Genomic DNA, 23,208 nt, shown 5'->3' with positions numbered 1-23,208 from the left:
GGGCCCCCCCATGGGCCCGGCCCCTTGTCCGTTTTCTCGCCCCCGGGCCTCCCCCCCCCCCGGGGTCGGGGGCCCCCCCCCCCCCGGGGGCCCCCCCCTTCCCCTGTCAGACCGGTGTCACTTCCGGCCGCGCTCGGGGCCGGTCAGGCCCGCGCGACGCAGGGCGTCGGCCATGGCGCTGTTCGCCGGCGGCGCCGCCTGCCGGGAGCCGCCCCCGCCCGAGGCACCCGCTCCGCCGCCGCGGCCCTGCCGCTGCTGCTGGCCGCGCTGCTGGGGCGGACGCCCGCCCCGCTGGGGCCGGCCGCCGCCGCCCTCGGCCGCCGGGTCCGCGGCCTCGTCGTCCAGCCGGAGCGTCAGCGAGATCCGCTTGCGCGGGATGTCGATGTCCAGGACCTTCACCTTGACGATGTCACCCGGCTTCACGACGTCCCGCGGGTCCTTCACGAAGGTCTTCGACAGCGCCGAGACGTGTGCCAGGCCGTCCTGGTGGACGCCGATGTCGATGAACGCCCCGAAGGCCGCGACGTTCGTGACGACCCCCTCAAGGACCATCCCGGAGGACAGGTCGGAGATCTTCTCCACGCCCTCCTTGAAGGTGGCCGTCTTGAAGGCGGGCCGCGGGTCGCGCCCCGGCTTCTCCAGTTCCCTGAGGATGTCCGTGACGGTCGGCAGACCGAAGGTCTCGTCCACGAAGTCGGCCGGCCTCAGCGAGCGCAGCACCCCCGTGTTGCCGATCAGCGAGGCGACCTCGCTGCCCGCCGTCTTCACCATCCGCCGCACCACGGGGTACGCCTCGGGGTGCACGCTGGACGCGTCCAGCGGGTCGCTGCCGCCGCGGATGCGCAGGAAGCCCGCGCACTGCTCGTACGCCTTGGGGCCGAGCCTGGCCACCTTCTTGAGGGCCGTACGGGAGGTGAAGGGGCCGTTGGCGTCGCGGTGCGCCACGATGTTCTCGGCCAGGCCCGAGGTGATGCCGGAGACCCGGGCGAGCAGCGGGGCGGAGGCGGTGTTCACGTCCACGCCCACGCCGTTCACGCAGTCCTCGACCACCGCGTCCAGCGAACGGGACAGCTTCACCTCGGACAGGTCGTGCTGGTACTGCCCGACGCCGATGGACTTCGGGTCGATCTTCACCAGTTCGGCCAGCGGGTCCTGGAGCCGGCGCGCGATGGAGACGGCGCCGCGCAGCGACACGTCCATGTCGGGCAGCTCCTGCGAGGCGAACGCGGACGCCGAGTACACCGAGGCGCCCGCCTCGGAGACCATCACCTTGGTGAGCTTCAGCTCCGGGTGCTTGGTGATCAGCTCACCGGCGAGCTTGTCGGTCTCGCGGGAGGCCGTGCCGTTGCCGATCGCGACCAGCTCGACCGCGTGCTCCTTGGCCAGCCGGGCGAGCTTGGCGATGGCCTCGTCCCACCGGTTGGCCGGGACGTGCGGGTGGATGACGTCCGTGGCGACGACCTTGCCGGTCGCGTCGACGACGGCGACCTTCACGCCCGTACGGAAGCCGGGGTCCAGGCCCAGCGTCGCGCGCGTGCCCGCCGGGGCGGCGAGCAGCAGGTCCCGCAGGTTCGCCGCGAAGACGTCCACCGCCTCGTCCTCGGCGGCGGTGCGCAGCCGCAGGCGCATGTCGATGCCGAGGTGCACGAGGATGCGGGTGCGCCAGGCCCAGCGGGCGGTGTCCGTAAGCCACTTGTCGCCGGGCCGGCCGCGGTCGGCGATGCCGAAGCGGTGCGCGACGATCCCCTCGTACGAGGACGGTCCCTCGGTGGGCTCCTCCGGCTCCAGGACGAGATCGAGGACGTCCTCCTTCTCGCCGCGGAGCATGGCGAGGATCCGGTGCGAGGGCAGGGCCTTGAAGGGCTCGGCGAAGTCGAAGTAGTCGGAGAACTTGGCGCCCGCCTCCTCCTTGCCGTCACGCACCTTGGCGGCGAGCCGGCCGCGCACCCACATGCGCTCGCGCAGCTCGCCGATCAGGTCGGCGTCCTCGGAGAACCGCTCGGTGAGGATCGCGCGGGCGCCGTCCAGTGCGGCCTGCGGATCCGCGACGCCCTTGTCGGCGTCGACGAAGGCCGCGGCCGCGGCCTGCGGGTCGACCGACGGGTCGCCGAGCAGGCCCTCGGCCAGCGGCTCAAGGCCGGCCTCGCGCGCGATCTGCGCCTTGGTGCGCCGCTTGGGCTTGAACGGCAGGTAGATGTCCTCCAGGCGCGCCTTGGTCTCGGCGCCCCTGATCTGCGCCTCCAGCTCGGGGCTCAGCTTGCCCTGCTCGCGCACCGAGTCGAGGATCGCGGCCCGCCGGTCCTCCAGCTCCCGCAGATAGCGCAGCCGCTCCTCGAGGGTGCGCAGCTGCGCATCGTCGAGCATCTCGGTCGCTTCCTTGCGGTAGCGGGCGATGAAGGGCACCGTCGAACCGCCGTCGAGCAAGTCGACGGCGGCCTTGACCTGCCGCTCCCGCACACCGAGTTCTTCGGCGATCCTGCCTTCGATGGACCCTACGAGGGGTGTCGTCACGATCCCGTACCGCCTTCTCCACTGAGGTTGCGCGGCAATTGTGGCAGGTGACACCGACAACGGGGGCTCAGGGCGCCACACGGGGGCCCCGCGCGCCGCCCGGTGCTCCCGCCACCGGCCCCCGCATCGGCCTCGCCTGCACGGCCCCGGGCCCCCGCCTCGGCCCAGCCTCTGCCCCGGGCCCGGCCCGCGTCAGCCCTTGCCGATCATTCCGTCCGGGAACGCGCCCGCGGCGAACGCCGCCATCAGCAGGCCCTTCGCCAGCTCGGTGAGCCGCTCGACCCCGGCAGCCCCCAGGTGCTCGTAGGGCGCACGGTCCAGGCGGTCCGTGCGGGCCTCGATGTCCCGGCGCAGGTCCGCACCGGCCTGCGTCAGCTCGCCGTCCGTGTCCAGCAGCCCGCGCTCCCGCAGCCGCGCGGACGCCGCCTCCCAGTCCTGCCGGGACCAGCCGCGGGTGCCCAGCACCCACCGCGGAGCCATGCCCTTGCCGGTCGCGGTGTGGCTGACCAGGGCCTCCACCGGGTCGAGCTCGGCGTCCAGCAGCGCCGCGAGGTGACCGTCGCCGCGGTGCTCGCGCAGCAGGGTGGCCGCGTGCCAGAGCGCCAGATGCGGCGACTCGGGCACGGGAAGGTCGGCGTGCGCCGCGTACAGCGGCCGCGCGGTCCGTCCGCAGGCCTCGGTGGCGCGCAGGGCGAGCTCCGCGGCCTCGGCCACCTCGGCGGAGGCGATGACGTCCTTGCCGAGCAGCCGCGTGAGCGTCGCGTCCACGGCGCGCAGCCGGGCCGCGAGCACCGTCTCGGGGGACGCGGTCCGCCAGACGGCGGGTACGTGCTCGGCGACCAGTTCGTGCCGGAAGTTGAAGAACGTCGCCGTGACCGTGCCCGCGCCGACCGCGCCCATCGCGGCGGACCGCACCGCGAAGTAGCCGGTGCGCTCGTCGTCGATGCCGACGGCGGCCAGCTCACGGCCCAGGTCGGGCGAGAAGTAGTGCGTGGAGTGCAGCGGATTGAGGACGTTGTGGCAGCGTCGGCCGGCGCGCTCCGGCAGGGGAGTGGTCATACCCGGCACATTACCGACTGGTTGGTATGCCGTGAACCTCCGGATCCCCGATGGCAGGAAAGGTGGGGTTCTCGTCATTGCCGCCATGAGCGCACCGGCCGAGAATCAGGACATGCGAACGGTGCTGATCGTCCTCTTCGACGGCGTGCAGAGCCTCGACGTCACCGGCCCCCTGGAGGTGTTCGCGGGCGCCGGAACGTATCGGAAGGGTTCGTACGACATCCGTACGGCCTCCCTGGACGGCGGCCCGGTCCGCTCCTCGAGCGGCCTCGTCCTGGTCCCGGACCGCCCGCTCGCCGGCACGCCGCCCCCGCACACCCTGCTGGTCCCCGGCGGCAGCGGCACCCGGTGCCCGGATCCCCGCCTGACCGACTGGCTGCGCGCCCACGGCCCGCGCGCCGAGCGCCTGGTCTCGGTGTGCACCGGCGCCGCCCTGCTCGCTGCGGCGGGCCTGCTCGACGGCCGCCGCGCCACCACCCACTGGGCCTACTGCGACCGGCTCGCCCGCGACCATCCGGCGGTCACGGTCGAGCCCGATCCCATCTTCGTCCGCGACGGGAACGTGTCCACCTCGGCGGGTGTCACCTCCGGCATCGACCTGGCCCTCGCCCTCGTGGAGGAGGACCTCGGCCGTGACGCCGCCCTGACCGTCGCCCGGCATCTCGTGGTCTTCCTGCGGCGGCCCGGCAACCAGGCCCAGTTCAGCGCCCAGCTCGCCGCCCAGACCGCGGCACGCGAACCGCTGAGGGAGGTCCAGCAGTGGATCTCCGAGCACCCGGGCGAGGATCTGAGCGTCGAGTCGCTCGCGGTCCGCGCCCGTCTCTCCCCGCGCCATTTCGCCCGTGCCTTCCGGACGGAGACCGGTACGACGCCCGGCCGGTACGTGGAGCAGGTGCGGCTCGAACACGCGCGCCGTCTCCTGGAGGACACCGCCGACGGGGTCGAGGAGGTCTCACGGGCCTGCGGTTACGGCACGCCCGAGGCCATGCGCCGCGCCTTCGTGAAGCTCCTCGGCTCGGCACCGGCCGAATACCGGCGCCGCTTCAGACCGGCCCCCACCGGCTGACGGCACCGGGCCGACGGTCTCACCGGTCGACGGCACCCGGCCGACGGCCCCCACCGATCGACGGCTCCGGCCGACGGCCCCGCCGCCGGACGTCCCGCCGCTCGGCGTCCGCCCGGACGCCCGAGGTCCACCCCTTCGACGTATCGATGTATCGACGTCTCGATGTCTCGACGTAAGGAACCCGATGCAGATCGCCATCGTCCTCTACGACCGCTTCACCGCCCTGGACGCCGTCGGCCCCTACGAGACCCTCGGCCGGCTCCCGGACGCGGACACCGTCTTCGTCGCCGAGCGCACGGGACCGGTCCGTTCCGACACCGGCCGGCTCGCCCTGACAGCGGACAAGAGCCTCGCGCAGGTGCCGCACCCGGACATCGTGGTCGTGCCCGGAGGGCCGGGCCAGAGCGACCAGATGGACAACCCGGTGCTCCTCGACTGGCTGCGGGCCGCCGACACCACCAGTCTCTGGACGACCTCGGTGTGCACCGGCTCGCTGCTGCTCGCGGCCGCGGGGCTCCTGGACGGCCGCCGGGCCACCTCCCACTGGCTGGCCCTCGACGAGCTGAAGCGGTTCGGCGCCGAGCCCACGGGGGAGCGGGTGGTGTTCGACGGCACGTACGTCACCTCGGCCGGTGTCTCCTCCGGCATCGACATGGGGCTCGCCCTGCTCGGGCGCATCGCCGGGGACGAACACGCCCAGGCCGTCCAACTGCTGACGGAGTACGACCCGCAGCCGCCCTACGACGCCGGGTCCCCGGAGAAGGCCCCCGCGCACCTCGTCGAGAGGTTCCGGAGCGGGAGCCGCTTCCCGCTGACGTAGCCGGGGGACGCCTCGTACCGCGGACCTCGCCTCGGGTGCCCGGGCGGCGCCACGACGTGCAGGGCGGCGCCACGACCTGCCGTCCGAGCCCGGCAGGCGGCCCTCACGGAGCCCAGGTGAACCGAGGCTGACGGCGTTCCAGGAACGCGGCGACGCCCTCCGCGGTGTCGCCGCCGGAGCGCGCCTGCGCCGCCCAGTGGGCGTCACGGTCGGTGCGCCCGTCCACGAACTCCTTCGCCGCCGACTGCGTCAGCAGGGAGCGCGCGGCCAGGACCCGGGTGAACTCCGCCACCCGCTTGCGGAGTTGGCCCTCGGGCAGCACCTCGTCCACGAGGCCGGTGCGCAGCGCGCGCTCGGTGTCGATCAACTCGCCCGAGAAGAGCAGGTACTTGGCGGCGGACGGTCCCACCAGCGCCGCCAGCCTCCGGGTGGAGGAGGCCGGATAGACGATGCCGAGCTTCGCCGGGGTCACCCCGAACAGCGAGCCCTCCTCGGCGAATCGCAGATCGCAGGCGGCCGCCAGCTGGGATCCGCCGCCCACGCAGTAGCCGCGGATCGCGGCCAGCGTCGGCTTCGGGAACGCGGCGAGGGCCTCCTCGGCGAGCACGGCGAGGCCCTGGGCCTCGTCCGGGGACTCCCGCAGGGTCGAGATGTCCGCGCCGGCGCAGAACGTCGCGCCCTCGCCGGTGAGCACGAGCGCGTGCACGTCGGCGCGCCCGGCCAGCGTGTCCAGCAGCGGCGGGAGCGCTCGCCACATCGGCGTCGTCATGGCGTTCCGCTTGGCGGGGTGATGGATGACGACGGTGGCGACCCCGTCGCCGACGTGGTGCAACAGCTGCGGCTCCATGTGCGGGATGCTATCCGCCCCGGCCGGCCGGGCCCCGGCCGTGGTCGCGGGCCGCCTCACGGGCGGGGCGAACGGCGGCGGAGCGGCGGGGGAGTGGCGGGGGAACGCGCGGGGTCAGCAGAGGGGGCAAACCCGTACAACCCGAAGAGTTTCGGAAGCTGACATGAAAGCGATAACACCTGTCGTAGAAGCGACTTTCTCGCGCATCGGCGGTCAGAAATCGGCGATAATTGCTGACTTCTGTTCAGTCAACCGGTACGGACCGGCGCATTACCAACACTCGACGTGTGGTGACAATCGAGCGCAAGGGTGGCGACCGGACGATGGAGAACCTCGGGCGGGGGTCCGACCCGAGCCCCGAAGGCGCAGTGGTGACTCCCGACGTCAGATCGCCGGGACCGCTCCCGTACGAGGGGGTGTGGCGGTTCACCGCCGCCGCCGTCGACGCCTCGGTGCCGCAGGCGCGGCACGCCGTCCGTGATCTGCTGGTCCGCCAGGGGGTGCCGGTCTCGGACGATGTCGTTCAGGGACTGCTGTTGATCGTCTCCGAACTGGTCACGAACGCCGTCAAGCACGCGGCACTTCTGTCGCCGATGCTCGCGGTGGAGGTCGCGGTCGGCGCCGACTGGGTGCGGGTCTCCGTCGAGGACGACCACCCCTACCGTCCGACCGCGCTGGAGGCCGACCACGGGCAGACCGGCGGCCGGGGCCTGCTGCTGGTCCGCGAGGTGACCAGGGAGTACGGCGGAGGCTGCGACGTCGAGTACACCGCGGGCGGCGGCAAGGTGATCTGGGCCGCCCTGCCGCTCGCTCCGAACGTCTGAGCGCCGAGCGTCCGGGCACCGAGCGCTGAACGCCCGGGCTCCCGAGAGCCCGGCGGGCCGGCTACCAGCCCGCGGACGGACCCGTCAGCTCCCGCATCGCCGGACGGGCCGCGTCCAGCACCGTCATGAACCACGCCGAGAACGGGTCCTTCGCGTGCCGCTCCGCGAGTTCGTCGGCGGTCACGAACGCCGTCGAGCCGACCTCCTCCGGGTCGGGCCGCAGCGCCGACTGCACCATCCCGACGAACAGATGGTTGAACTCCTGCTCCACCAGTCCGGAGTCCGGGTCCGGGTGGTTGTAACGGACCGTGCCGGCCTCGGCGAGCAGCGTCGGCGACACCCCGAGCTCCTCGTACGTGCGCCGGGCCGCCGCCGCGAAGGGCGCCTCGCCCGGGTAGGGGTGGCCGCAGCAGGTGTTCGACCACACACCGGGGGAGTGGTACTTGCCGAGCGCGCGCTGCTGGAGCAGCAGTCGGCCCTGTTCGTCGAAGAGGAACACCGAGAACGCTCTGTGCAGCTGCCCCGGCGCCTGATGGGCCGCGAGCTTCTCCGCCGTGCCGATCGTGTTGCCGTCCTCGTCGACCAGCTCCAGCAAGATCGCTTCAGCGGTGCCGTTCGACGAACTGTGCGTCGCGGTGGCAGGTGTGATCGGCATACCCATCCTTCGCATCGGTTTTCCAGCCCCAAGTCTGCCGTACGAATCCGGCACTCCCGGCACTTCGCGACTCTCCGCATGTCCCGCCCCGGGACCCCGGGGCGGGACATGCGGCCGGCATGGGTCAGACGCCGAACGCGGCCGGATACCTGATCGTGCCCGGCGCCACCGGCGAGGAACCGTCGAGGACGAGGGCCATCAGGTGTTCGGACGGCACGTCGAAACCGGGCCGGATCCCGTGCTCGGAGGCGGGCCCGAAGCCGAACCGCGGGTAGTACCCGGGATGCCCGAGCACGAGGACGAGCCCCTCGCCCCGCGCGCGGGCCGCCTCCAGCACCGCGCGGACGACGGCCGATCCGGCGCCCAGGCGATGCAGATCGGGACGGACGGCGACCGGTGCCAGCGCGGCCGCCGGCACGTCGTCGACGTGACAGCGGGTGATCAGGGCGTACGCCGCGATCGTGCCGTCCGGTGCCTCGGCCACGTACGACAGGCCGGGAAGCCACGCTCCGGGATCGGCGCGCAGCGCGTCCACCAGGTCGGCCTCCTCCGCCCGGCCGAAGGCGGCGGCGGTCACGGCGTGCACCTCGGCGGCGTCGGACGGGGTCTCCTGACGGGTGCGCCAGGCGGTGCTGTGTGCTGAACGGTCGGTCATGGGAAGCCCTTGGACGAGGGGCCCGGCCGACGCGTCGGATGAACCGCGGTCAGCCCCGGGCCCGGGAGACGGGGACGCTGAGGGCGCTGCGCGTGGCAGCGCCGGCGACGGCCGTCATCAACCCACCTCCAGAGATCCCGGCCACGCTAGCAGCGCCCGCCCGGCGCCGCCTCCGGATTTCCCCCGGCCGGTCCCGGCCCGCCGGAGCCGCCCGTCCCGGCCCGCCGGAGCCGCCCGTCCCGGCCCGCCCGGGCGGTGCCGCGGACCGTCAGTGGCAGAGCTTCGCCTCGTGCTCCGCGTGGCCGCTCGGCTCCAGCTGGAACGTGCAGTGCTCGACGTCGAAGTGCACGCCCAGACAGCCCTGGAGCTCGTGCAGGACCTTCTCGTGGCCGATCGCGTTCAGGACGTCGGAGCTGACGACGACGTGCGCGGAGAGCACCGGCATGCCGGAGGTGATGGTCCAGGCGTGCAGATCGTGGACGTCCTCGACGCCGTCGAGCGCCAGGATGTGGGAGCGCACCTCCGCCATGTCCACCCCCTTGGGCGCCGCCTCCAGGAGTACGTCGAGGGTCTCCTGGAGCAGTTTCCAGGTGCGCGGGACGATCATCAGCGCGATGGCGATCGAGGCGATCGGGTCCGCCGCCTGCCAGCCGGTGGTCATGATCACCACGGCGGCGAGGATGACCGCGAGCGAGCCCAGGGCGTCGGCCGCCACCTCCAGGAAGGCGCCGCGCACGTTCAGGCTGTCCTTCTGCCCGCGCATCAGCAGTGTGAGCGAGACGGTGTTGGCGACCAGACCGAACACACCGAACGCGATCGTCAGCCCTCCGTGGGTGTCCGCCGGGGTGATGAAGCGCTGGATCGCCTCGATCAGCACATAGCCGCCGACGACGAAGAGCAGCAGACAGTTGGCGAGCGCGGCGAGGATCTCGGCCCGCGCGTAGCCGAAGGTGCGCTTCTCGCTCGGCGGGCGCGCCGCGAAGTGGATCGCGAGCAGGGCCATGCCCAGCCCCAGCGCGTCCGTCGCCATGTGGGCCGCGTCCGCGACCAGCGCGAGCGAATCGGCCAGCAGGCCGCCGAAGATCTCGACGACCATGACGGTGAGCGTGATCGCCAGCGCGACCCGCAGCCTCCCGCGGTAGGCGGCGGTCGCCGTACCGGACGGGGGCGCTCCGTGCCCGTGCCCGTGGTCGTGCCCTGCCCCCATGAAAGCCGCCTCCTGTTTGCCGCTCGGTCGTGCCAGTCAACTACGGGCGGGGGGTATCGGGCAACGCGGCACTGAACACCGTTGTCATATGCTCTGACCTGCGAAAACGATCCGCAGGTCAGAGCGTCGGCGACGTCAGTTCCCGGCGATCTCCGGATGGTGCAGCAGCCAGCCCCGCCAGGCCGACTCCACCATCTCGCGGACCCCTCGGTGCGCGCTCCAGTCCAGCTCGGCGGCGGCCAGAGCGGCCGAGGCGACCGCCCGGGGCGCGTCGCCGGGGCGGCGCGGCTCGACGAGGGGCTCCACGGGGTTCCCGGTGACCTCGGCGACGAGCGACACGAGTTCCCGTACGGAGACGCCCTCGCCCCGCCCGATGTTCACCGTCAGATCGCCGCTCGCCCCCCGCGTCAGCCGCCGGGCCGCGGCGAGATGCGCCTCGGCGAGGTCGGCGACATGGATGTAGTCCCGTACGCAGGTGCCGTCGGGGGTCGGGTAGTCGTCGCCGAAGATCCGCGGGGCCTCGCCCCGGGTGAGCCGGTCGAACACCATCGGGACGATGTTGAAGATCCCGGTGTCGGCGAGCTCCGGCGAGGCCGCTCCGGCCACGTTGAAGTAGCGCAGGCACACCGTGGAGATGCCGTGCGCCCGGCCCGCCGCCCGCACCAGCCACTCGCCGGCGAGCTTCGTCTCGCCGTACGGGCTCATCGGGGCGCAGGGGGTGTCCTCCGTGATGAGGTCCACGTCGGGGTTGCCGTACACGGCCGCCGACGAGGAGAAGACGAACCGCTCGACGCCCGCCCCCGCCACGGCCTCCAGCAGGGTCGCGAGGCCGCCCACGTTCTCCTGGTAGTAGCGCGTCGGCTCGGCCACGGACTCGCCGACCTGCTTGCGGGCGGCGAGGTGCACCACCCCGGTGACCGCGTGCTCCGCCAGGACCCGCTTGAGCAGATCACCGTCCAGCGACGACCCCTGGACGAGGGGGATGCTCTCCGGGAGCCGGTTCGGTACCCCCGACGACAGGTCGTCGAGGGCCACGACGCGCTCTCCGGCACCCGCCATCGCCCGTGCCACGTGTGCCCCGATGTATCCGGCTCCGCCTGTGATCAGCCATGTCATGGACGACCACCCTATGCGGGCCGGCGACCGTGTCCGGTGTGCCCCGCTTTCGGGGAACCATGGCGTGCGGCACACCCTGCCGGGAATGTTCCGCTCCGTGCAGCGGTGCTTGTGACCCGGGCCCGGGATCCCTGATGATGATCGCGGCATGCGCCGGACAAAATCGGCTGATCGGGCCGTGAACGGCTGATGAACGCCCCCTTCCGTTCATCCGATAGCCTCTGCCGACATGCCGCCGGGGCCCCAGCCATGAGCCGGGGGCCGTCCCATCACGCACACGCCGGCCGCCAGGCCGTGCCGGCACCCAGGGAGTGAGTTCGCTGCCGACCGCCATCCTCACCGGTCAACCGGTCCCCGGATCGTCGCTCGAAGGCGATCTGCGGTCGCTCGGCTTCGACGTGCGCCTCGCGTCCGACGCGGGCGAGACCGAGACCCTGCTCGCCGCCGTCCCGGCGGACCAGCGGGTCGCCGTCGTGGACGCCCGCTTCGTCGGGCACGTGCACGCCCTGCGTCTCGGTCTCACCGACCCCCGCTTCGCGGCCTCCGCGCTTCCGGGCGCCGTCACCGTGCAGCCCGAGGCCCGGCGGGCCCTGGCCCGCGCCCTGACCCGCGAGACCGTGGCCGCCGGCAACGGCGTCGCGGCCCCCGAAAACCTCCCCGAGCGCCTCGGCGAGGCGCTGGAGGCGGACGACCTCACCGTCCACCGCCCGGAGCTCGGCACCCTCGTCGCCGAGGTCCCCGCCGATCCGCAGGAGCGCAACGGCGTCCGCCAGGCCGTCCTGGCCGTCGACGACGAGGCCGTACGGCTGCGCGGTGCCGTCAAGGCCCGCGACGGGTTCTTCACCACGTACTGCATCAGCCCGTACTCGCGCTACATCGCCCGCTGGTGCGCCCGCCGCGGCCTGACCCCGAACCAGGTCACCACCGCGTCGCTGATCACCGCGCTGATCGCCGCGGGCTGCGCCGCCACCGGCACCCGCGTCGGCTTCGTCGCCGCCGGTGTGCTGCTGCTGTGCTCCTTCGTCCTGGACTGCACGGACGGACAGCTCGCCCGCTACTCCCTGCAGTACTCGACGCTGGGCGCCTGGCTGGACGCGACCTTCGACCGCGCCAAGGAGTACGCCTACTACGCGGGACTCGCGCTCGGCGCGGCCCGCGGCGGCGACGACGTGTGGGCGCTCGCGCTCGGCGCGATGATCCTCCAGACCTGCCGGCACGTCGTGGACTTCTCCTTCAACGAGGCGAACCACGACGCCACCGCCAACACCAGCCCCACCGCCGCCCTCTCCGACAAGCTCGACAGCGTCGGCTGGACGGTCTGGGTGCGCCGGATGATAGTCCTGCCCATCGGCGAACGATGGGCGATGATCGCCGTGCTGACGGCGCTGACGACCCCCCGCATCACCTTCTACGCGCTGATCGCCGGCTGTGCCTTCGCGGCCACCTACACCACGGCGGGCCGGGTGCTGCGCTCGCTCACCCGCAAGGCCCGGCGCACCGACAGGGCCGCCCAGGCCCTGGTGGACCTCACCGACTCCGGCCCGCTCGCCGAGTACCTGACCCGCTACACGGGCCGCCTCGCGCGCGTCGCCCCGGCCGTCGTCGCCCTCGTCGCCGGCGCCGTCGTCGTGACATCCGCCGCACTCGCCCCGTACGGCGGCTGGCTGCCCGTGCTCGGTGCCCTCGTGTACGTGCTGCTGTCGCCCGCAGCCCTGCTCAGGCCCCTCAAGGGCCCCCTCGACTGGCTGGTCCCGCCGTTCTTCCGCGCGGCCGAATACCTCACCGTTCTGGCACTGGCGGTCAACGCCGGCATGAACGGGGTGCTTCCGGCGGCTTTCGGCCTGGTGGCCGCCGTCGCCTACCATCACTACGACACGGTGTACCGCATTCGCGGAAACGCCGCGGCTCCCCCGCACTGGCTGGTGCGGGCGATCGGGGGGCACGAAGGCAGGACGCTGCTGGTCACCGTCCTGGCCGCGCTGCTCACCGCCTCACAGTTCAAGGTCGCGCTCACGGCACTCGCCGTGGCCGTCGCCCTGCTGGTGCTCGCCGAGAGCATCCGCTTCTGGGTGTCCTCCGGGGCCCCCGCCGTACACGATGAAGGAGAACCCGCATGATCGGCCTCGTGCTGGCGGCCGGCGCCGGCCGGCGTCTGCGCCCCTACACCGACACCCTCCCGAAGGCGCTCGTGCCGGTCGGCCCCGAGGGCGCGGAGGACTCCCTCACGGTCCTGGACCTGACCCTCGGCAACTTCGCCGAGATCGGTCTGACCGAGGTCGGCATCATCGTCGGCTACCGCAAGGAGGCCGTCTACGACCGCAAGGCGGCCCTTGAGGAGAAGTACGGCCTCAAGATCACGCTGATCGACAACGACAAGGCCGAGGAGTGGAACAACGCCTACTCCCTGTGGTGCGGACGTGACGCCCTCAAGGACGGCGTGATCCTCGCCAACGGCGACACCGTGCACCCGGTCTCCGTCGAGCGCACGCTGCTCGCCGCCCGCGGCGAGGGCAAGAAGATCATCCTCGCGCTGGACACGGTGAAGAAGCTCGCCGACGAGGAGATGAAGGTCGTCGTGGACCCCGAGCAGGGCGTCCGGAAGATCACCAAGCTCATGGACCCGGCCGAGGCCACCGGCGAGTACATCGGTGTGACCCTCATCGAGGGCGCCGCCGCCGACGAGCTCGCCGACGCGCTGAAGACCGTGTGGGAGACCGACCCGCAGCAGTTCTACGAGCACGGCTACCAGGAGCTCGTCAACCGCGGTTTCACGATCGACGTCGCGCCCATCGGCGACGTCAAGTGGGTCGAGATCGACAACCACGACGACCTCGCCAAGGGACGTGAGATCGCGTGCCAGTACTGACGAGGCTCATCCCCTCGCCGGTCGTCGTCGACATCCGTCCGGGTGCCCTGGACGACCTGGCGAGCGTGCTCAGCGACGAGCGCATCTCGCACTCGGGCAAACTGGCGATAGCCGTCAGCAACGGCTCCGGGGCACGGCTGCGCGAGCGGCTCGCCCCGGCGCTGCCGGGAGCCACCTGGTACGAGGTCGGCGGTGGCACGCTCGACGACGCCATCCGCCTGGCCGGTGCCATGCGGGCCGGGCACTACGACGCGGTCGTGGGCCTGGGCGGCGGCAAGATCATCGACTGTGCCAAGTTCGCCGCCGCGCGCGTCGGGCTTCCCCTGGTCGCGGTGCCCACGAACCTCGCGCACGACGGTCTGTGCTCACCGGTCGCCACCCTCGACAACGACGCGGGCCGCGGCTCCTACGGTGTGCCCAACCCGATCGCCGTGGTGATCGACCTCGACGTGATCCGGGAGGCGCCGGTCCGGTTCGTCCGGGCGGGCATCGGGGACGCCGTCTCCAACATCAACGCGATCGCGGACTGGGAACTGTCCAACCGCGTCAAGGGCGAGAAGATCGACGGGCTGGCCGCCGCCATGGCGCGCCAGGCGGGCGAGGCCGTGCTCAGGCACCCCGGGGGTGTCGGAGACAACGACTTCCTCCAGGTCCTCGCCGAGGCGCTGGTCCTGACCGGCGTCGCGATGTCGATCTCGGGCGACTCCCGGCCGGCCTCCGGCTCCTGCCACGAGATCAACCACGCCTTCGACCTCCTCTTCCCCGAGCGCGCGGCGAGCCACGGCGAGCAGTGCGGCCTGGGCGCGGCCTTCGCGATGCATCTGCGCGGCGCCCACGAGGAGGCCGCGTTCATGGCCGAGGTGCTGCGGCGGCACGGACTGCCGGTGCTGCCCGAGGAGATCGGCTTCACCGTGGACGAGTTCGTGGAGGTCGTGGAGTTCGCTCCGCAGACCCGGCCCGGCCGCTACACGATCCTCGAACACCTCGACCTGAAAACCCACCAGATCAAGGACATCTACTCCGACTATGCCAAGGCCATCGGTAGCTGAACTTCGCCCCGTCGTTCATCCCCCAGGGGTGAAGGACCGGCGCAGCGGTGAGCACTGGGCGGGACGCCTGTACATGCGAGAGATCTCGCTGCGCTGCGACCGCTACCTGGTGAACACCAGGATCACGCCCAACCAGCTCACGTACCTGATGACCCTCTGCGGCGTGCTCGCGGCCCCGGCCCTGCTGGTGCCGGGGATCGCGGGCGCGGTGCTCGGCGTGGTGATGGTCCAGCTCTATCTGCTGCTCGACTGCGTCGACGGCGAGATAGCGCGCTGGAAGAAGCAGTACTCGCTCGGCGGGGTCTACCTCGACCGCGTCGGCGCCTATCTCACCGACGCCGCCGTCCTCGTCGGTCTCGGCCTGCGCGCCGCGGACCTGTGGGGCGGCGGCCGCGTCGACTGGCTGTGGGCCTTCCTCGGCACGCTGGCCGCCCTCGGCGCGATTCTGGTCAAGGCGGAGACCGACCTCGTCGGCGTCGCCCGTCACCAGGGCGGGCTGCCGCCGGTCAAGGAGGCGGCGTCCGAGCCCCGCTCGTCGGGCGTGGCGCTGGCCCGCAGGGCCGCCGCGGCGCTCAAGTTCCACCGGCTGATCCTCGGCATCGAGGCGTCCCTGCTGATCCTGCTGCTGGCCGTAGCGGACCAGGTCAGGGGCGACCTGTTCTTCACCCGGCTCGGCACCGCCGTGCTCGCCGGCATCGCGCTGCTCCAGACCGTGCTGCACCTGGTGTCCATCCTCGCTTCGAGCAGGCTCAAGTGAGTACGGGCACGAAGGTCGGCGCGGTGATCATCACCATGGGCAACCGCCCCGACGAGCTCAGGGCCCTGCTCGACTCCGTCGCCAAGCAGGACGGCGAGCGCGTCGAGGTGGTCGTGGTCGGCAACGGCTCACCCGTCCCGGACGTCCCCGCGGGCGTACGGACGGTCGAGCTGCCCGAGAACCTCGGCATCCCCGGCGGCCGCAACGTCGGCATCGAGGCCTTCGGCCCCGGCGGCACCGACGTGGACGTCCTGCTCTTCCTGGACGACGACGGCCTGCTGGCCCGGCACGACACGGCCGAGCTGTGCCGCCGTGCCTTCGCCGACGACCCCGAGCTCGGCATCATCAGCTTCCGCATAGCCGACCCCGAGACCGGCGAGACCCAGCGCCGCCACGTCCCGAGGCTGCGCGCCGCCGACCCGATGCGCTCCTCGCGCGTCACCACGTTCCTCGGCGGCGCCAACGCGGTCCGTACGAAGGTCCTCGCCGAGGTCGGCGGCCTCCCGGACGCGTTCTTCTACGCCCATGAGGAGACCGACCTGGCCTGGCGGGCCCTCGACGCCGGCTGGATGATCGACTACCGCTCCGACATGGTGCTGTACCACCCGACGACGGCTCCGTCGCGGCACGCGGTCTACCACCGGATGGTGGCCCGCAACCGTGTCTGGCTGGCGCGCAGGAACCTTCCCGCGCCCCTCGTCCCGGTCTACCTCGGCGTCTGGATGCTCCTGACGCTGCTGCGCCGGCCCTCGCGGGCCGCGCTGCGGGCCTGGTTCGGCGGATTCGGGGAAGGCTGGAGGAGTCCGTGCGGGCCGCGGCGTCCCATGAGGTGGCGCACGGTATGGCGGCTGACCCGGCTCGGCCGGCCTCCCGTCATCTGACACCACCGACCGGACCGGCTCCATCGGCCGGCAACCGACCGGACCGGCAGTGCCTCCGGTCGGCCGAAGGCCCGACTGGGCCGGTCACCGGTCATCTGACAAGCTCGATCCTGAGAGCACCCGGGCACACCACGGGCCCGGCTCGTGCCGGTGCCCGGCCGGCCGTGCGCCTCTCGAAAACGAAGGTTTCCCCTTGTGAGTACGACCCATGACGGCGGAATCGCGGTGAGCGACCGACCCTCGCCCGACGACGACGGACTGTCCGCGGCCGACCTGGCCGCCCGCTACGGACTCGCGGTCAGCGGCGCCCGTCCAGGACTGGCCGCCTACATCCGCCAGCTCTGGGGCCGGCGGCACTTCATCCTCGCGTTCTCGCAGGCCAAGCTCACCGCCCAGTACAGCCAGGCCAAGCTCGGCCAGGTGTGGCAGGTGGCGACCCCGCTGCTGAACGCGGCCGTCTACTACTTCATCTTCGGCCTGATCCTGAAGGCCGACCGCGGTATGTCGCACGACGTGTACATCCCGTTCCTGGTGACCGGCGTCTTCGTCTTCACCTTCACGCAGAGCTCCGTCATGGCGGGCGTCCGCGCGATCTCGGGCAACCTGGGACTGGTGCGCGCGCTGCACTTCCCGCGTGCCTCGCTGCCCGTCTCCTTCGCCCTCCAGCAGCTCCAGCAGCTGCTCTTCTCGATGATCGTGCTGTTCGTCGTGGCGATCGGCTTCGGCAGCTACCCGGGCATGTCCTGGCTGCTGATCGTCCCGGTGCTGTTCCTCCAGTTCCTGTTCAACACCGGCCTCGCCCTGATCGTGGCGAGGATGGGCGCCAGGACACCGGACCTCGCCCAGCTGATGCCGTTCATCATGCGCACCTGGATGTACGCCTCCGGTGTCATGTTCTCCATCAGCGCCATGCTCGCCGGCCGCCCCGAGTGGATCGCCCGGGTGCTCCAGGCCAACCCGGCCGCCGTCTACATGGACCTGATGCGCTTCGCGCTCATCGACGGGTACGGCGCCTCCAGCCTGCCCCCGCACGTGTGGGCCATCGCCGTGTTCTGGGCCGTGGTCACGTTCGTCGGCGGATTCGTCTATTTCTGGAAGGCTGAGGAGAGGTACGGCCGTGGCTGAGCCCGAGAAGAGGTCGCACATCCCGACCGTCATCGCGGACGAACTGCACATCGTCTACCGCGTGAACGGCGCCAAGACCGGCAAGGGCAGCGCCACCGCCGCCCTCAGCCGCATCGTCAAGCGCGGCGAGGAGCGCGGTGTGCGCAAGGTGCACGCCGTGAAGGGCGTCTCCTTCACCGCCTACCGGGGCGAGGCCATCGGCCTGATCGGCACCAACGGCTCCGGCAAGTCCACGCTGCTGCGCGCCATCGCCGGCCTGCTCCCGGCGGAGAAGGGCCACGTCTACACCGACGGCCAGCCCTCGCTGCTGGGCGTGAACGCGGCCCTGATGAACGACCTGACCGGCGAGCGGAACGTCATTCTCGGCGGCCTCGCCATGGGCATGTCCCGCGAGCAGATCAAGGAGCGCTACCAGCAGATCGTCGACTTCTCGGGCATCAACGAGAAGGGCGACTTCATCACCCTGCCGATGCGCACCTACTCCTCCGGCATGGCGGCCCGGCTCCGGTTCTCCATCGCGGCGGCCAAGGACCACGACGTCCTGATGATCGACGAGGCCCTCGCCACCGGTGACCGCTCCTTCCAGAAGCGGTCCGAGGAGCGCATCCGCGAGCTGCGCAAGACCGCGGGCACGGTGTTCCTGGTCAGCCACAACAACAAGTCCATCCGCGACACCTGCGACCGCGTGCTGTGGCTGGAGCGCGGCGAGCTGCGCATGGACGGCCCGACCGAGGACGTCCTCAAGGAGTACGAGAAGTTCACGGCGAAGTAGCCGCCGCACGGGCGGGTAGCCCGTTTCGCCCAGGTCCCCGCCGGAACTCTCCGGCGGGGACCTGCGTTTGCGAAGGAAACGCCAACTCCGGTCGGCGTGGGGAATCTTGACGCCAATCGGTGTGTTGTTGTGATGTGCAGGACACCCCGGCGGAGTGTGCCGCGTTGTACAACGTAAGCTGTACCGGTGCTGAAAGGCGTCAAGTGGGGCGATAATACGCGACACCCGGCACCGTCACGCCGAGCGGATTTCCGGGCGGCGTGTCCGAAATGGGCAGGGTTGGGTCGGCAGTGTAGAACGGGAGATGTGACGGCAATGGCTACGGTGACTCTCCAGCTCCGCGATGCGTGTGCCGTCCTCGCGCCGGGCGGCGAGCGGTGATCGAAGCCGGGACGGCCCGCACCGGCGATCCGGTGCGCGGCACCCTCGACAAGGCCGCGGACGAGAACTTTCCCGTGGCCCCGTTCTTCCTGCCCAGGGCCTGGCGCGACGACCTGATGGCCGTGTACGGCTTCGCCCGTCTCGTGGACGACATCGGTGACGGCGATCTCGCCCCCGGCGGCGCCGACGCCCGGCTGCTCGGCGTGTCCGACGCGGACGCCGACGACCGTCTCGTCCTCCTCGACGCGCTCGAAACCGATCTTCACCGGGTGTTCGACTCCGCCCCGCGCCACCCGCTGCTGCGCCGGCTCCTGCCCACGGTCCGCCGCGCGGAGCTGACCCCTGAGCCCTTCCTCGGCCTGATCGCGGCCAACCGCCAGGACCAGCTCGTCAAGCGGTACGAGACCTACGACGATCTGCTCGCCTACTGTGAACTCTCCGCGAACCCCGTCGGCCGCCTCGTCCTCTCCGTCACCGGTACGTCCACGCCCGAGCGGGTCCGCCGCTCCGACGCGGTGTGCACGGGGCTCCAGATCGTCGAGCACCTCCAGGACGTCGCCGAGGACCTCGGCCGCGACCGCGTCTACCTGCCCGCCGAGGACATGAAACGCTTCCACGTCACCGAAGCCGATCTCGCCGCCCCCACGGCAGGCGCATCGGTGCGAGCACTGGTTGCATACGAAGCAGAACGCGCTTTGAACCTCCTGAATGAAGGCACCCCCCTCGTGGGTAGCGTCCACGGCAGGCTGAAACTGCTGCTCGCGGGGTTCGTGGCGGGGGGAAAGGCGGCGGTCCGTGCGATCGCGGCCGCCGAATACGACGTACTACCCGGCCCGCCCAAGCCCGGCAAGCTCCAGCTGCTGCGCGAGGTGGGAGTGACTCTGCGAGGAGAGGGGTGATCCGGACCGTGGAGTCGGAACAGCACGTGTCCGCACCGGTACTCGCCGCGTACAGCTACTGCGAGGCGGTGACCGGTCAGCAGGCCCGCAATTTCGCGTACGGCATCAGGCTGCTGCCGACGTCCAAGCGCCGTGCGATGTCGGCGCTCTACGCGTTCTCCCGGCGCGTGGACGACATCGGCGACGGCACGCTGGCGCCGGACGTGAAGGCGGTGCGCCTGGAGGAGACCCGGGCGCTGCTCGCCCGGGTCCGCGCGGGCGACGTCGCCGAGGACGACACCGACCCGGTCGCGGTCGCCCTCAGCCACACCGCCGAGTACTTCCCGGTGCCCCTCGGGGGCCTGGACGAACTCATCGACGGCGTGCTGATGGACGTGCGCGGCGAGACGTACGAGACCTGGGACGACCTGAAGGTCTACTGCCGGTGCGTGGCGGGAGCGATCGGGCGGCTCTCGCTCGGGGTCTTCGGCACCGAACCGGGAGCGCGTGGCATCGAGCGCGCGCCGGAGTACGCCGACACGCTCGGGCTCGCGCTCCAGCTCACCAACATCCTGCGGGACGTCCGCGAGGACGCCGAGGGCGGCCGCACCTATCTGCCCGCCGACGACCTGGCCAAGTTCGGCTGCTCGGCCGGATTCGCCGGGCCGACCCCGCCCGAGGGCTCCGACTTCGCGGGCCTGGTGCACTTCGAGGTCCGCCGGGCGCGGGCCCTGTTCGCGGAGGGCTACCGGCTGCTGCCGATGCTGGACCGGCGCAGCGGCGCCTGCGTCGCGGCCATGGCGGGGATCTACCGGCGTCTGCTCGACCGGATCGAGCGCGAGCCGGAGGCCGTCCTGCGCGGCCGGGTGTCCCTGCCGGGCCGCGAGAAGGCGTACGTCGCCGTGCGCGGCCTCTCCGGACTCGACGCCCGGCACGTCTCCCGCCGTACGGTCCGGAGGCGTGTCTGAATGGACGCGTGTTTGATGGATGAAATGGTCCAAGGTGATACGGCCGACGAAAAACGGCAGGCAACCCTCCGGAGCCCGGTGGCGTCCCTGACTGCGACGGCCTGCCGTGAATCGTTCAACCATCACGGGGATGCCGCAGGGGAGGGTGCGCGATGAGCGAGGACGAGTCCACGGACCACTCCGGCCGGGCCACCGCCGTGGTGATCGGCGGCGGTCTCGCCGGCGTCACCGCCGCGCTCGCGCTGGCCGACGCCGGGGTCTCGGTGACGCTGCTCGAAGGCAGACCGCGCCTCGGCGGTCTCGCGTTCTCCTTCCAGCGCGGCGACCTCACCGTGGACAACGGACAGCACGTCTTCCTACGCTGCTGCACCGCCTACCGCTGGTTCCTCGACCGCGTCGACGCGACCGCGCTCGCGCCCCTGCAGGATCGTCTCGACGTGCCCGTTCTCGATCTGGACGCGCCGCCGGGACGACGGCTCGGCAGGATCGGCCGCGACGCGCTGCCGGTGCCGCTGCATCTGGCGCGCAGCCTCGCGACGTATCCGCACCTCTCGCTCGCCGAGCGTGCCAAGGTGGGCCGTGCCGCACTCGCGCTCAAGGGCCTGGATCTCACCGACCCGGCACTCGACGCGCAGAACTTCGGCGACTGGCTCGCCGGGCACGGTCAGTCACGACGTGCCGTCGAGGCACTGTGGGACCTCGTGGGGGTCGCCACCCTCAACGCGGTGGCCCGGGAATCCTCGCTCGGGCTCGCCGCGATGGTGTTCAAGACAGGTCTGCTGTCCGACCCGGGCGCGGCCGACATCGGCTGGGCACGCGTCCCGCTGGGCGAACTGCACGACACTCTGGCCCGCAAGGCGCTCGACTCCGCGGGCGTACGTACCGAGATCCGTACACGCGTCACCTCCGTCTCCCCTTACGGGAACGGACGCTGGAGGGTTCAGGTTCCCGGCGAGCTGATCGAGGCCGACGCCGTGGTGCTCGCCGTACCCCAGCGCGAGGCCCACGACCTGCTGCCCGAAGGGGCGCTCGACGACCCCGGGCGGCTCCTGGACATCGGCACCGCGCCGATCCTCAACATCCACGTCGTCTACGACCGCAAGGTCCTCACCGCCCCGTTCTTCGCGGCCCTCGGCTCCCCGGTGCAGTGGGTCTTCGACCGCACCGAGGCCTCGGGGCTCAAGGACGGGCAGTACCTCGCGCTGTCGCAGTCGGCCGCGCAGGACGAGATCGACGAACCCGTCGCCGTGCTCCGGGAGCGGTATCTGCCGGAGCTGGAGCGGCTGCTGCCCGGTGCGCGCGGCGCCGGGATCAAGGACTTCTTCGTGACCCGGGAGCGAACCGCGACGTTCGCCCCCGCCCCGGGCGTCGGGCGGCTGCGGCCCGGTGCCCGTACCAAGGCCCCCGGCCTGTACCTGGCCGGAGCGTGGACCGCCACAGGGTGGCCCGCGACCATGGAGAGTGCGGTTCGCAGTGGAGTCGGTGCGGCGGACGCCGCGCTGCACGCCCTGGGCCGGCCCCGCGACCACCTCCTCGGACTCTTCGAGGAGGCGGCATGACGCTCGACCGGAGCTTGGCAGGCCCCCGCACCCCCGGTACCGCAACAAGAGGAGAGATTGTGCCCACTGTGCCCCCGGCCGAAACGGCTGCCGACGCGGTGGACGTGACCGCGCTCCTGGAGCGCGGCCGGACCCTGGCCACACCGGTGCTCAAGGCGGCCGTCGACCGCCTGGCGCCGCCCATGGACACCGTCGCCGCCTACCACTTCGGCTGGATCGACGCCGAGGGCAACCCCGCGGACGGCGACGGCGGCAAGGCGGTGCGCCCCGCGCTCGCCGTGCTCTCCGCACAGGCCGCCGGCGCCTCCCCCGAGGTGGGCGTCCCCGGAGCGGTCGCCGTCGAACTGGTGCACAACTTCTCGCTGCTGCACGACGACCTGATGGACGGCGACGAGCAGCGCCGCCACCGCGACACCGTCTGGAAGGTGCACGGCCCCGCCCAGGCGATCCTCGTCGGCGACGCCCTGTTCGCGCTGGCCAACGAGGTCCTCCTCGAACTCGGCAGCGTCGAGGCGGGCCGGGCCACCCGCCGTCTGACCACCGCCACCCGGGCCCTGATCGACGGTCAGGCCCAGGACATCTCCTACGAGCACCGCGACCGCGTCAGCGTCGAGGAGTGCCTGGAGATGGAGGGCAACAAGACCGGCGCCCTGCTCGCCTGCGCCTGCTCGATCGGCGCGGTCCTCGGCGGCGCCGACGACCTGACGGCCGACACGCTGGAGCGCTACGGCTACCACCTCGGCCTCGCCTTCCAGGCCGTCGACGACCTGCTCGGCATCTGGGGCGACCCCGAGGCCACCGGCAAGCAGACCTGGAGCGATCTGCGTCAGCGCAAGAAGTCCCTGCCGGTCGTGGCCGCGCTCGCCGCGGGCGGCCCGGCCTCCGAGCGGCTCGGCGAGCTGCTCGCCGAGGACGCCAAGGCCAGCGACTTCGAGAACTTCTCCGAGGAGGAGTTCGCCGCGCGCGCCGCGCTCATCGAGGAGGCGGGCGGCCGCGAGTGGACCGCCCAGGAGGCACGCCGCCAGCACGCGATCGCCATCGAGGCGCTGGACGCCGTACCGATGCCCGAACAGGTCCGCGCGCAGCTCGTGGCGCTGGCCGACTTCGTCGTCGTGCGGAAGAGATGATCGTTATCGGTCGAATAAACCTCGCGTAGTCGCCGGCCGGTGCCTACCCCAAGCGTCGAACCTTGTTCGAGCGGGGGGATGTCCA

22 protein-coding genes are annotated in these 23,208 nt (G+C 71.9%); 15 read left to right on the top strand and 7 right to left on the bottom strand.

The features are described 5' to 3' along the window. Positions 1-117: 117 nt before the first annotated feature. Positions 118-2,511, bottom strand: coding sequence for a Tex family protein (locus ACFWI4_RS25145; protein WP_387200170.1), 2,394 nt, complete (start codon positions 2,509-2,511; stop codon positions 118-120). 192 nt (positions 2,512-2,703) lie between these two features. Beyond that, entirely contained in the window at positions 2,704-3,570 is an 867-nt protein-coding gene (locus ACFWI4_RS25140) for a hypothetical protein (protein ID WP_387200167.1), read from the bottom strand. 112 nt (positions 3,571-3,682) lie between these two features. Between ACFWI4_RS25140 and ACFWI4_RS25135 the strand changes: the two genes are divergently transcribed. After that, a complete protein-coding gene (locus ACFWI4_RS25135; protein ID WP_387200164.1) occupies positions 3,683-4,636 on the top strand; it encodes a GlxA family transcriptional regulator in 954 nt (317 codons plus the stop codon). A 184-nt stretch (positions 4,637-4,820) separates the two neighbouring features. After that, the gene (locus tag ACFWI4_RS25130; protein ID WP_387200161.1) at positions 4,821-5,456 is read left to right on the top strand and encodes a DJ-1/PfpI family protein; all 636 of its coding nucleotides are present in this window, start codon (positions 4,821-4,823) and stop codon (positions 5,454-5,456) included. A 103-nt stretch (positions 5,457-5,559) separates the two neighbouring features. On the opposite strand, the gene ACFWI4_RS25125 is transcribed toward ACFWI4_RS25130, so the two are convergent. Continuing rightward, entirely contained in the window at positions 5,560-6,303 is a 744-nt protein-coding gene (locus tag ACFWI4_RS25125) for an enoyl-CoA hydratase/isomerase family protein (RefSeq protein ID WP_387200158.1), read from the bottom strand. Between the two features lie 323 nt (positions 6,304-6,626). Here ACFWI4_RS25125 and ACFWI4_RS25120 point away from each other — a divergent pair, with 323 nt between their 5' ends. Continuing rightward, positions 6,627-7,127, top strand: coding sequence for an ATP-binding protein (locus ACFWI4_RS25120; RefSeq protein ID WP_385403651.1), 501 nt, complete (start codon positions 6,627-6,629; stop codon positions 7,125-7,127). 61 nt (positions 7,128-7,188) lie between these two features. Here ACFWI4_RS25120 and idi read toward each other — a convergent pair whose 3' ends face one another. From idi to galE, 4 genes are all read right to left on the bottom strand, one after another. After that, entirely contained in the window at positions 7,189-7,782 is a 594-nt protein-coding gene (idi, locus tag ACFWI4_RS25115; protein ID WP_385403618.1) for an isopentenyl-diphosphate Delta-isomerase, read from the bottom strand. Positions 7,783-7,906: 124 nt separating this feature from the next. Continuing rightward, positions 7,907-8,437 (bottom strand): GNAT family N-acetyltransferase, encoded by a 531-nt coding sequence (locus ACFWI4_RS25110; protein WP_387200153.1) that lies wholly within the window; start codon positions 8,435-8,437, stop codon positions 7,907-7,909. A gap of 268 nt (positions 8,438-8,705) precedes the next feature. After that, positions 8,706-9,644: a cation diffusion facilitator family transporter gene (locus ACFWI4_RS25105; RefSeq protein WP_385403616.1), complete on the bottom strand. Its 939-nt coding sequence runs from the start codon at positions 9,642-9,644 to the stop codon at positions 8,706-8,708. Positions 9,645-9,779: 135 nt separating this feature from the next. Further along, positions 9,780-10,760, bottom strand: coding sequence for a UDP-glucose 4-epimerase GalE (gene galE, locus ACFWI4_RS25100; RefSeq protein ID WP_387200150.1), 981 nt, complete (start codon positions 10,758-10,760; stop codon positions 9,780-9,782). Positions 10,761-11,080: 320 nt separating this feature from the next. On the opposite strand from galE, the gene ACFWI4_RS25095 reads away from it, so the two are divergent. The 12 genes from ACFWI4_RS25095 to ACFWI4_RS25040 all read left to right on the top strand — a co-directional run bounded on the left by ACFWI4_RS25095 (position 11,081) and on the right by ACFWI4_RS25040 (position 23,123). After that, on the top strand, positions 11,081-12,877 hold the full coding sequence (locus ACFWI4_RS25095; RefSeq protein WP_387200182.1) for a DUF5941 domain-containing protein: 1,797 nt from the start codon (positions 11,081-11,083) through the stop codon (positions 12,875-12,877). Beyond that, positions 12,874-13,626, top strand: coding sequence for a sugar phosphate nucleotidyltransferase (locus ACFWI4_RS25090; protein WP_387200147.1), 753 nt, complete (start codon positions 12,874-12,876; stop codon positions 13,624-13,626). The genes ACFWI4_RS25095 and ACFWI4_RS25090 overlap by 4 nt, the downstream gene beginning before the upstream one ends. Further along, on the top strand, positions 13,614-14,675 hold the full coding sequence (locus ACFWI4_RS25085; protein ID WP_387200144.1) for an iron-containing alcohol dehydrogenase family protein: 1,062 nt from the start codon (positions 13,614-13,616) through the stop codon (positions 14,673-14,675). Before ACFWI4_RS25090 ends, ACFWI4_RS25085 begins: the two co-directional genes overlap by 13 nt. After that, complete coding sequence (locus ACFWI4_RS25080) at positions 14,653-15,432, top strand: CDP-alcohol phosphatidyltransferase family protein (RefSeq protein WP_387200141.1); 780 nt, start codon at positions 14,653-14,655, stop codon at positions 15,430-15,432. Before ACFWI4_RS25085 ends, ACFWI4_RS25080 begins: the two co-directional genes overlap by 23 nt. 35 nt (positions 15,433-15,467) lie before the next feature. Continuing rightward, positions 15,468-16,313 carry a glycosyltransferase family 2 protein gene (locus ACFWI4_RS25075; RefSeq protein WP_387200179.1) on the top strand — a complete coding sequence of 282 codons (846 nt, stop codon included), beginning with the start codon at positions 15,468-15,470 and terminating at the stop codon, positions 16,311-16,313. 225 nt (positions 16,314-16,538) lie between these two features. Next, positions 16,539-17,438: an ABC transporter permease gene (locus tag ACFWI4_RS25070; RefSeq protein ID WP_385403642.1), complete on the top strand. Its 900-nt coding sequence runs from the start codon at positions 16,539-16,541 to the stop codon at positions 17,436-17,438. Next, the gene (locus ACFWI4_RS25065; protein WP_387200138.1) at positions 17,431-18,210 is read left to right on the top strand and encodes an ABC transporter ATP-binding protein; all 780 of its coding nucleotides are present in this window, start codon (positions 17,431-17,433) and stop codon (positions 18,208-18,210) included. The genes ACFWI4_RS25070 and ACFWI4_RS25065 overlap by 8 nt, the downstream gene beginning before the upstream one ends. A 377-nt stretch (positions 18,211-18,587) precedes the next feature. Next, the gene (hpnC, locus tag ACFWI4_RS25060; RefSeq protein ID WP_385403599.1) at positions 18,588-19,490 is read left to right on the top strand and encodes a squalene synthase HpnC; all 903 of its coding nucleotides are present in this window, start codon (positions 18,588-18,590) and stop codon (positions 19,488-19,490) included. After that, positions 19,487-20,437 (top strand): presqualene diphosphate synthase HpnD, encoded by a 951-nt coding sequence (gene hpnD, locus ACFWI4_RS25055; RefSeq protein WP_387200135.1) that lies wholly within the window; start codon positions 19,487-19,489, stop codon positions 20,435-20,437. The genes hpnC and hpnD overlap by 4 nt, the downstream gene beginning before the upstream one ends. Beyond that, positions 20,438-20,593, top strand: a complete 156-nt coding sequence (locus ACFWI4_RS25050) for a DUF6380 family protein (protein WP_365734283.1) — start codon at positions 20,438-20,440, stop codon at positions 20,591-20,593. Further along, the gene (hpnE, locus tag ACFWI4_RS25045; protein WP_387200130.1) at positions 20,590-21,996 is read left to right on the top strand and encodes a hydroxysqualene dehydroxylase HpnE; all 1,407 of its coding nucleotides are present in this window, start codon (positions 20,590-20,592) and stop codon (positions 21,994-21,996) included. The genes ACFWI4_RS25050 and hpnE overlap by 4 nt, the downstream gene beginning before the upstream one ends. Continuing rightward, positions 21,993-23,123 (top strand): polyprenyl synthetase family protein, encoded by a 1,131-nt coding sequence (locus tag ACFWI4_RS25040; RefSeq protein ID WP_385403589.1) that lies wholly within the window; start codon positions 21,993-21,995, stop codon positions 23,121-23,123. The genes hpnE and ACFWI4_RS25040 overlap by 4 nt, the downstream gene beginning before the upstream one ends. Positions 23,124-23,208: the final 85 nt, after the last annotated feature.

Origin of the sequence: Streptomyces sp. NPDC127038 (assembly GCF_042725875.1) — a bacterium.
GTDB lineage: Bacteria > Actinomycetota > Actinomycetes > Streptomycetales > Streptomycetaceae > Streptomyces.
This window is presented reverse-complemented; position numbering and strand designations above follow the sequence as displayed.

Coding starts and splice junctions, on each gene's coding strand:
- ACFWI4_RS25140 (WP_387200167.1), bottom strand. CDS start 3,570: ATGACCACTCCCCTGCCGGAGCGCGCCGGCCGACGCTGCCACAACGTC.
- ACFWI4_RS25135 (WP_387200164.1), top strand. CDS start 3,683: ATGCGAACGGTGCTGATCGTCCTCTTCGACGGCGTGCAGAGCCTCGAC.
- ACFWI4_RS25130 (WP_387200161.1), top strand. CDS start 4,821: ATGCAGATCGCCATCGTCCTCTACGACCGCTTCACCGCCCTGGACGCC.
- ACFWI4_RS25125 (WP_387200158.1), bottom strand. CDS start 6,303: ATGGAGCCGCAGCTGTTGCACCACGTCGGCGACGGGGTCGCCACCGTC.
- ACFWI4_RS25120 (WP_385403651.1), top strand. CDS start 6,627: ATGGAGAACCTCGGGCGGGGGTCCGACCCGAGCCCCGAAGGCGCAGTG.
- idi (WP_385403618.1), bottom strand. CDS start 7,782: ATGCCGATCACACCTGCCACCGCGACGCACAGTTCGTCGAACGGCACC.
- ACFWI4_RS25110 (WP_387200153.1), bottom strand. CDS start 8,437: ATGACCGACCGTTCAGCACACAGCACCGCCTGGCGCACCCGTCAGGAG.
- ACFWI4_RS25105 (WP_385403616.1), bottom strand. CDS start 9,644: ATGGGGGCAGGGCACGACCACGGGCACGGGCACGGAGCGCCCCCGTCC.
- galE (WP_387200150.1), bottom strand. CDS start 10,760: ATGACATGGCTGATCACAGGCGGAGCCGGATACATCGGGGCACACGTG.
- ACFWI4_RS25090 (WP_387200147.1), top strand. CDS start 12,874: ATGATCGGCCTCGTGCTGGCGGCCGGCGCCGGCCGGCGTCTGCGCCCC.
- ACFWI4_RS25080 (WP_387200141.1), top strand. CDS start 14,653: ATGCCAAGGCCATCGGTAGCTGAACTTCGCCCCGTCGTTCATCCCCCA.
- ACFWI4_RS25075 (WP_387200179.1), top strand. CDS start 15,468: ATGGGCAACCGCCCCGACGAGCTCAGGGCCCTGCTCGACTCCGTCGCC.
- ACFWI4_RS25050 (WP_365734283.1), top strand. CDS start 20,438: ATGGACGCGTGTTTGATGGATGAAATGGTCCAAGGTGATACGGCCGAC.
- hpnE (WP_387200130.1), top strand. CDS start 20,590: ATGAGCGAGGACGAGTCCACGGACCACTCCGGCCGGGCCACCGCCGTG.
- ACFWI4_RS25040 (WP_385403589.1), top strand. CDS start 21,993: ATGACGCTCGACCGGAGCTTGGCAGGCCCCCGCACCCCCGGTACCGCA.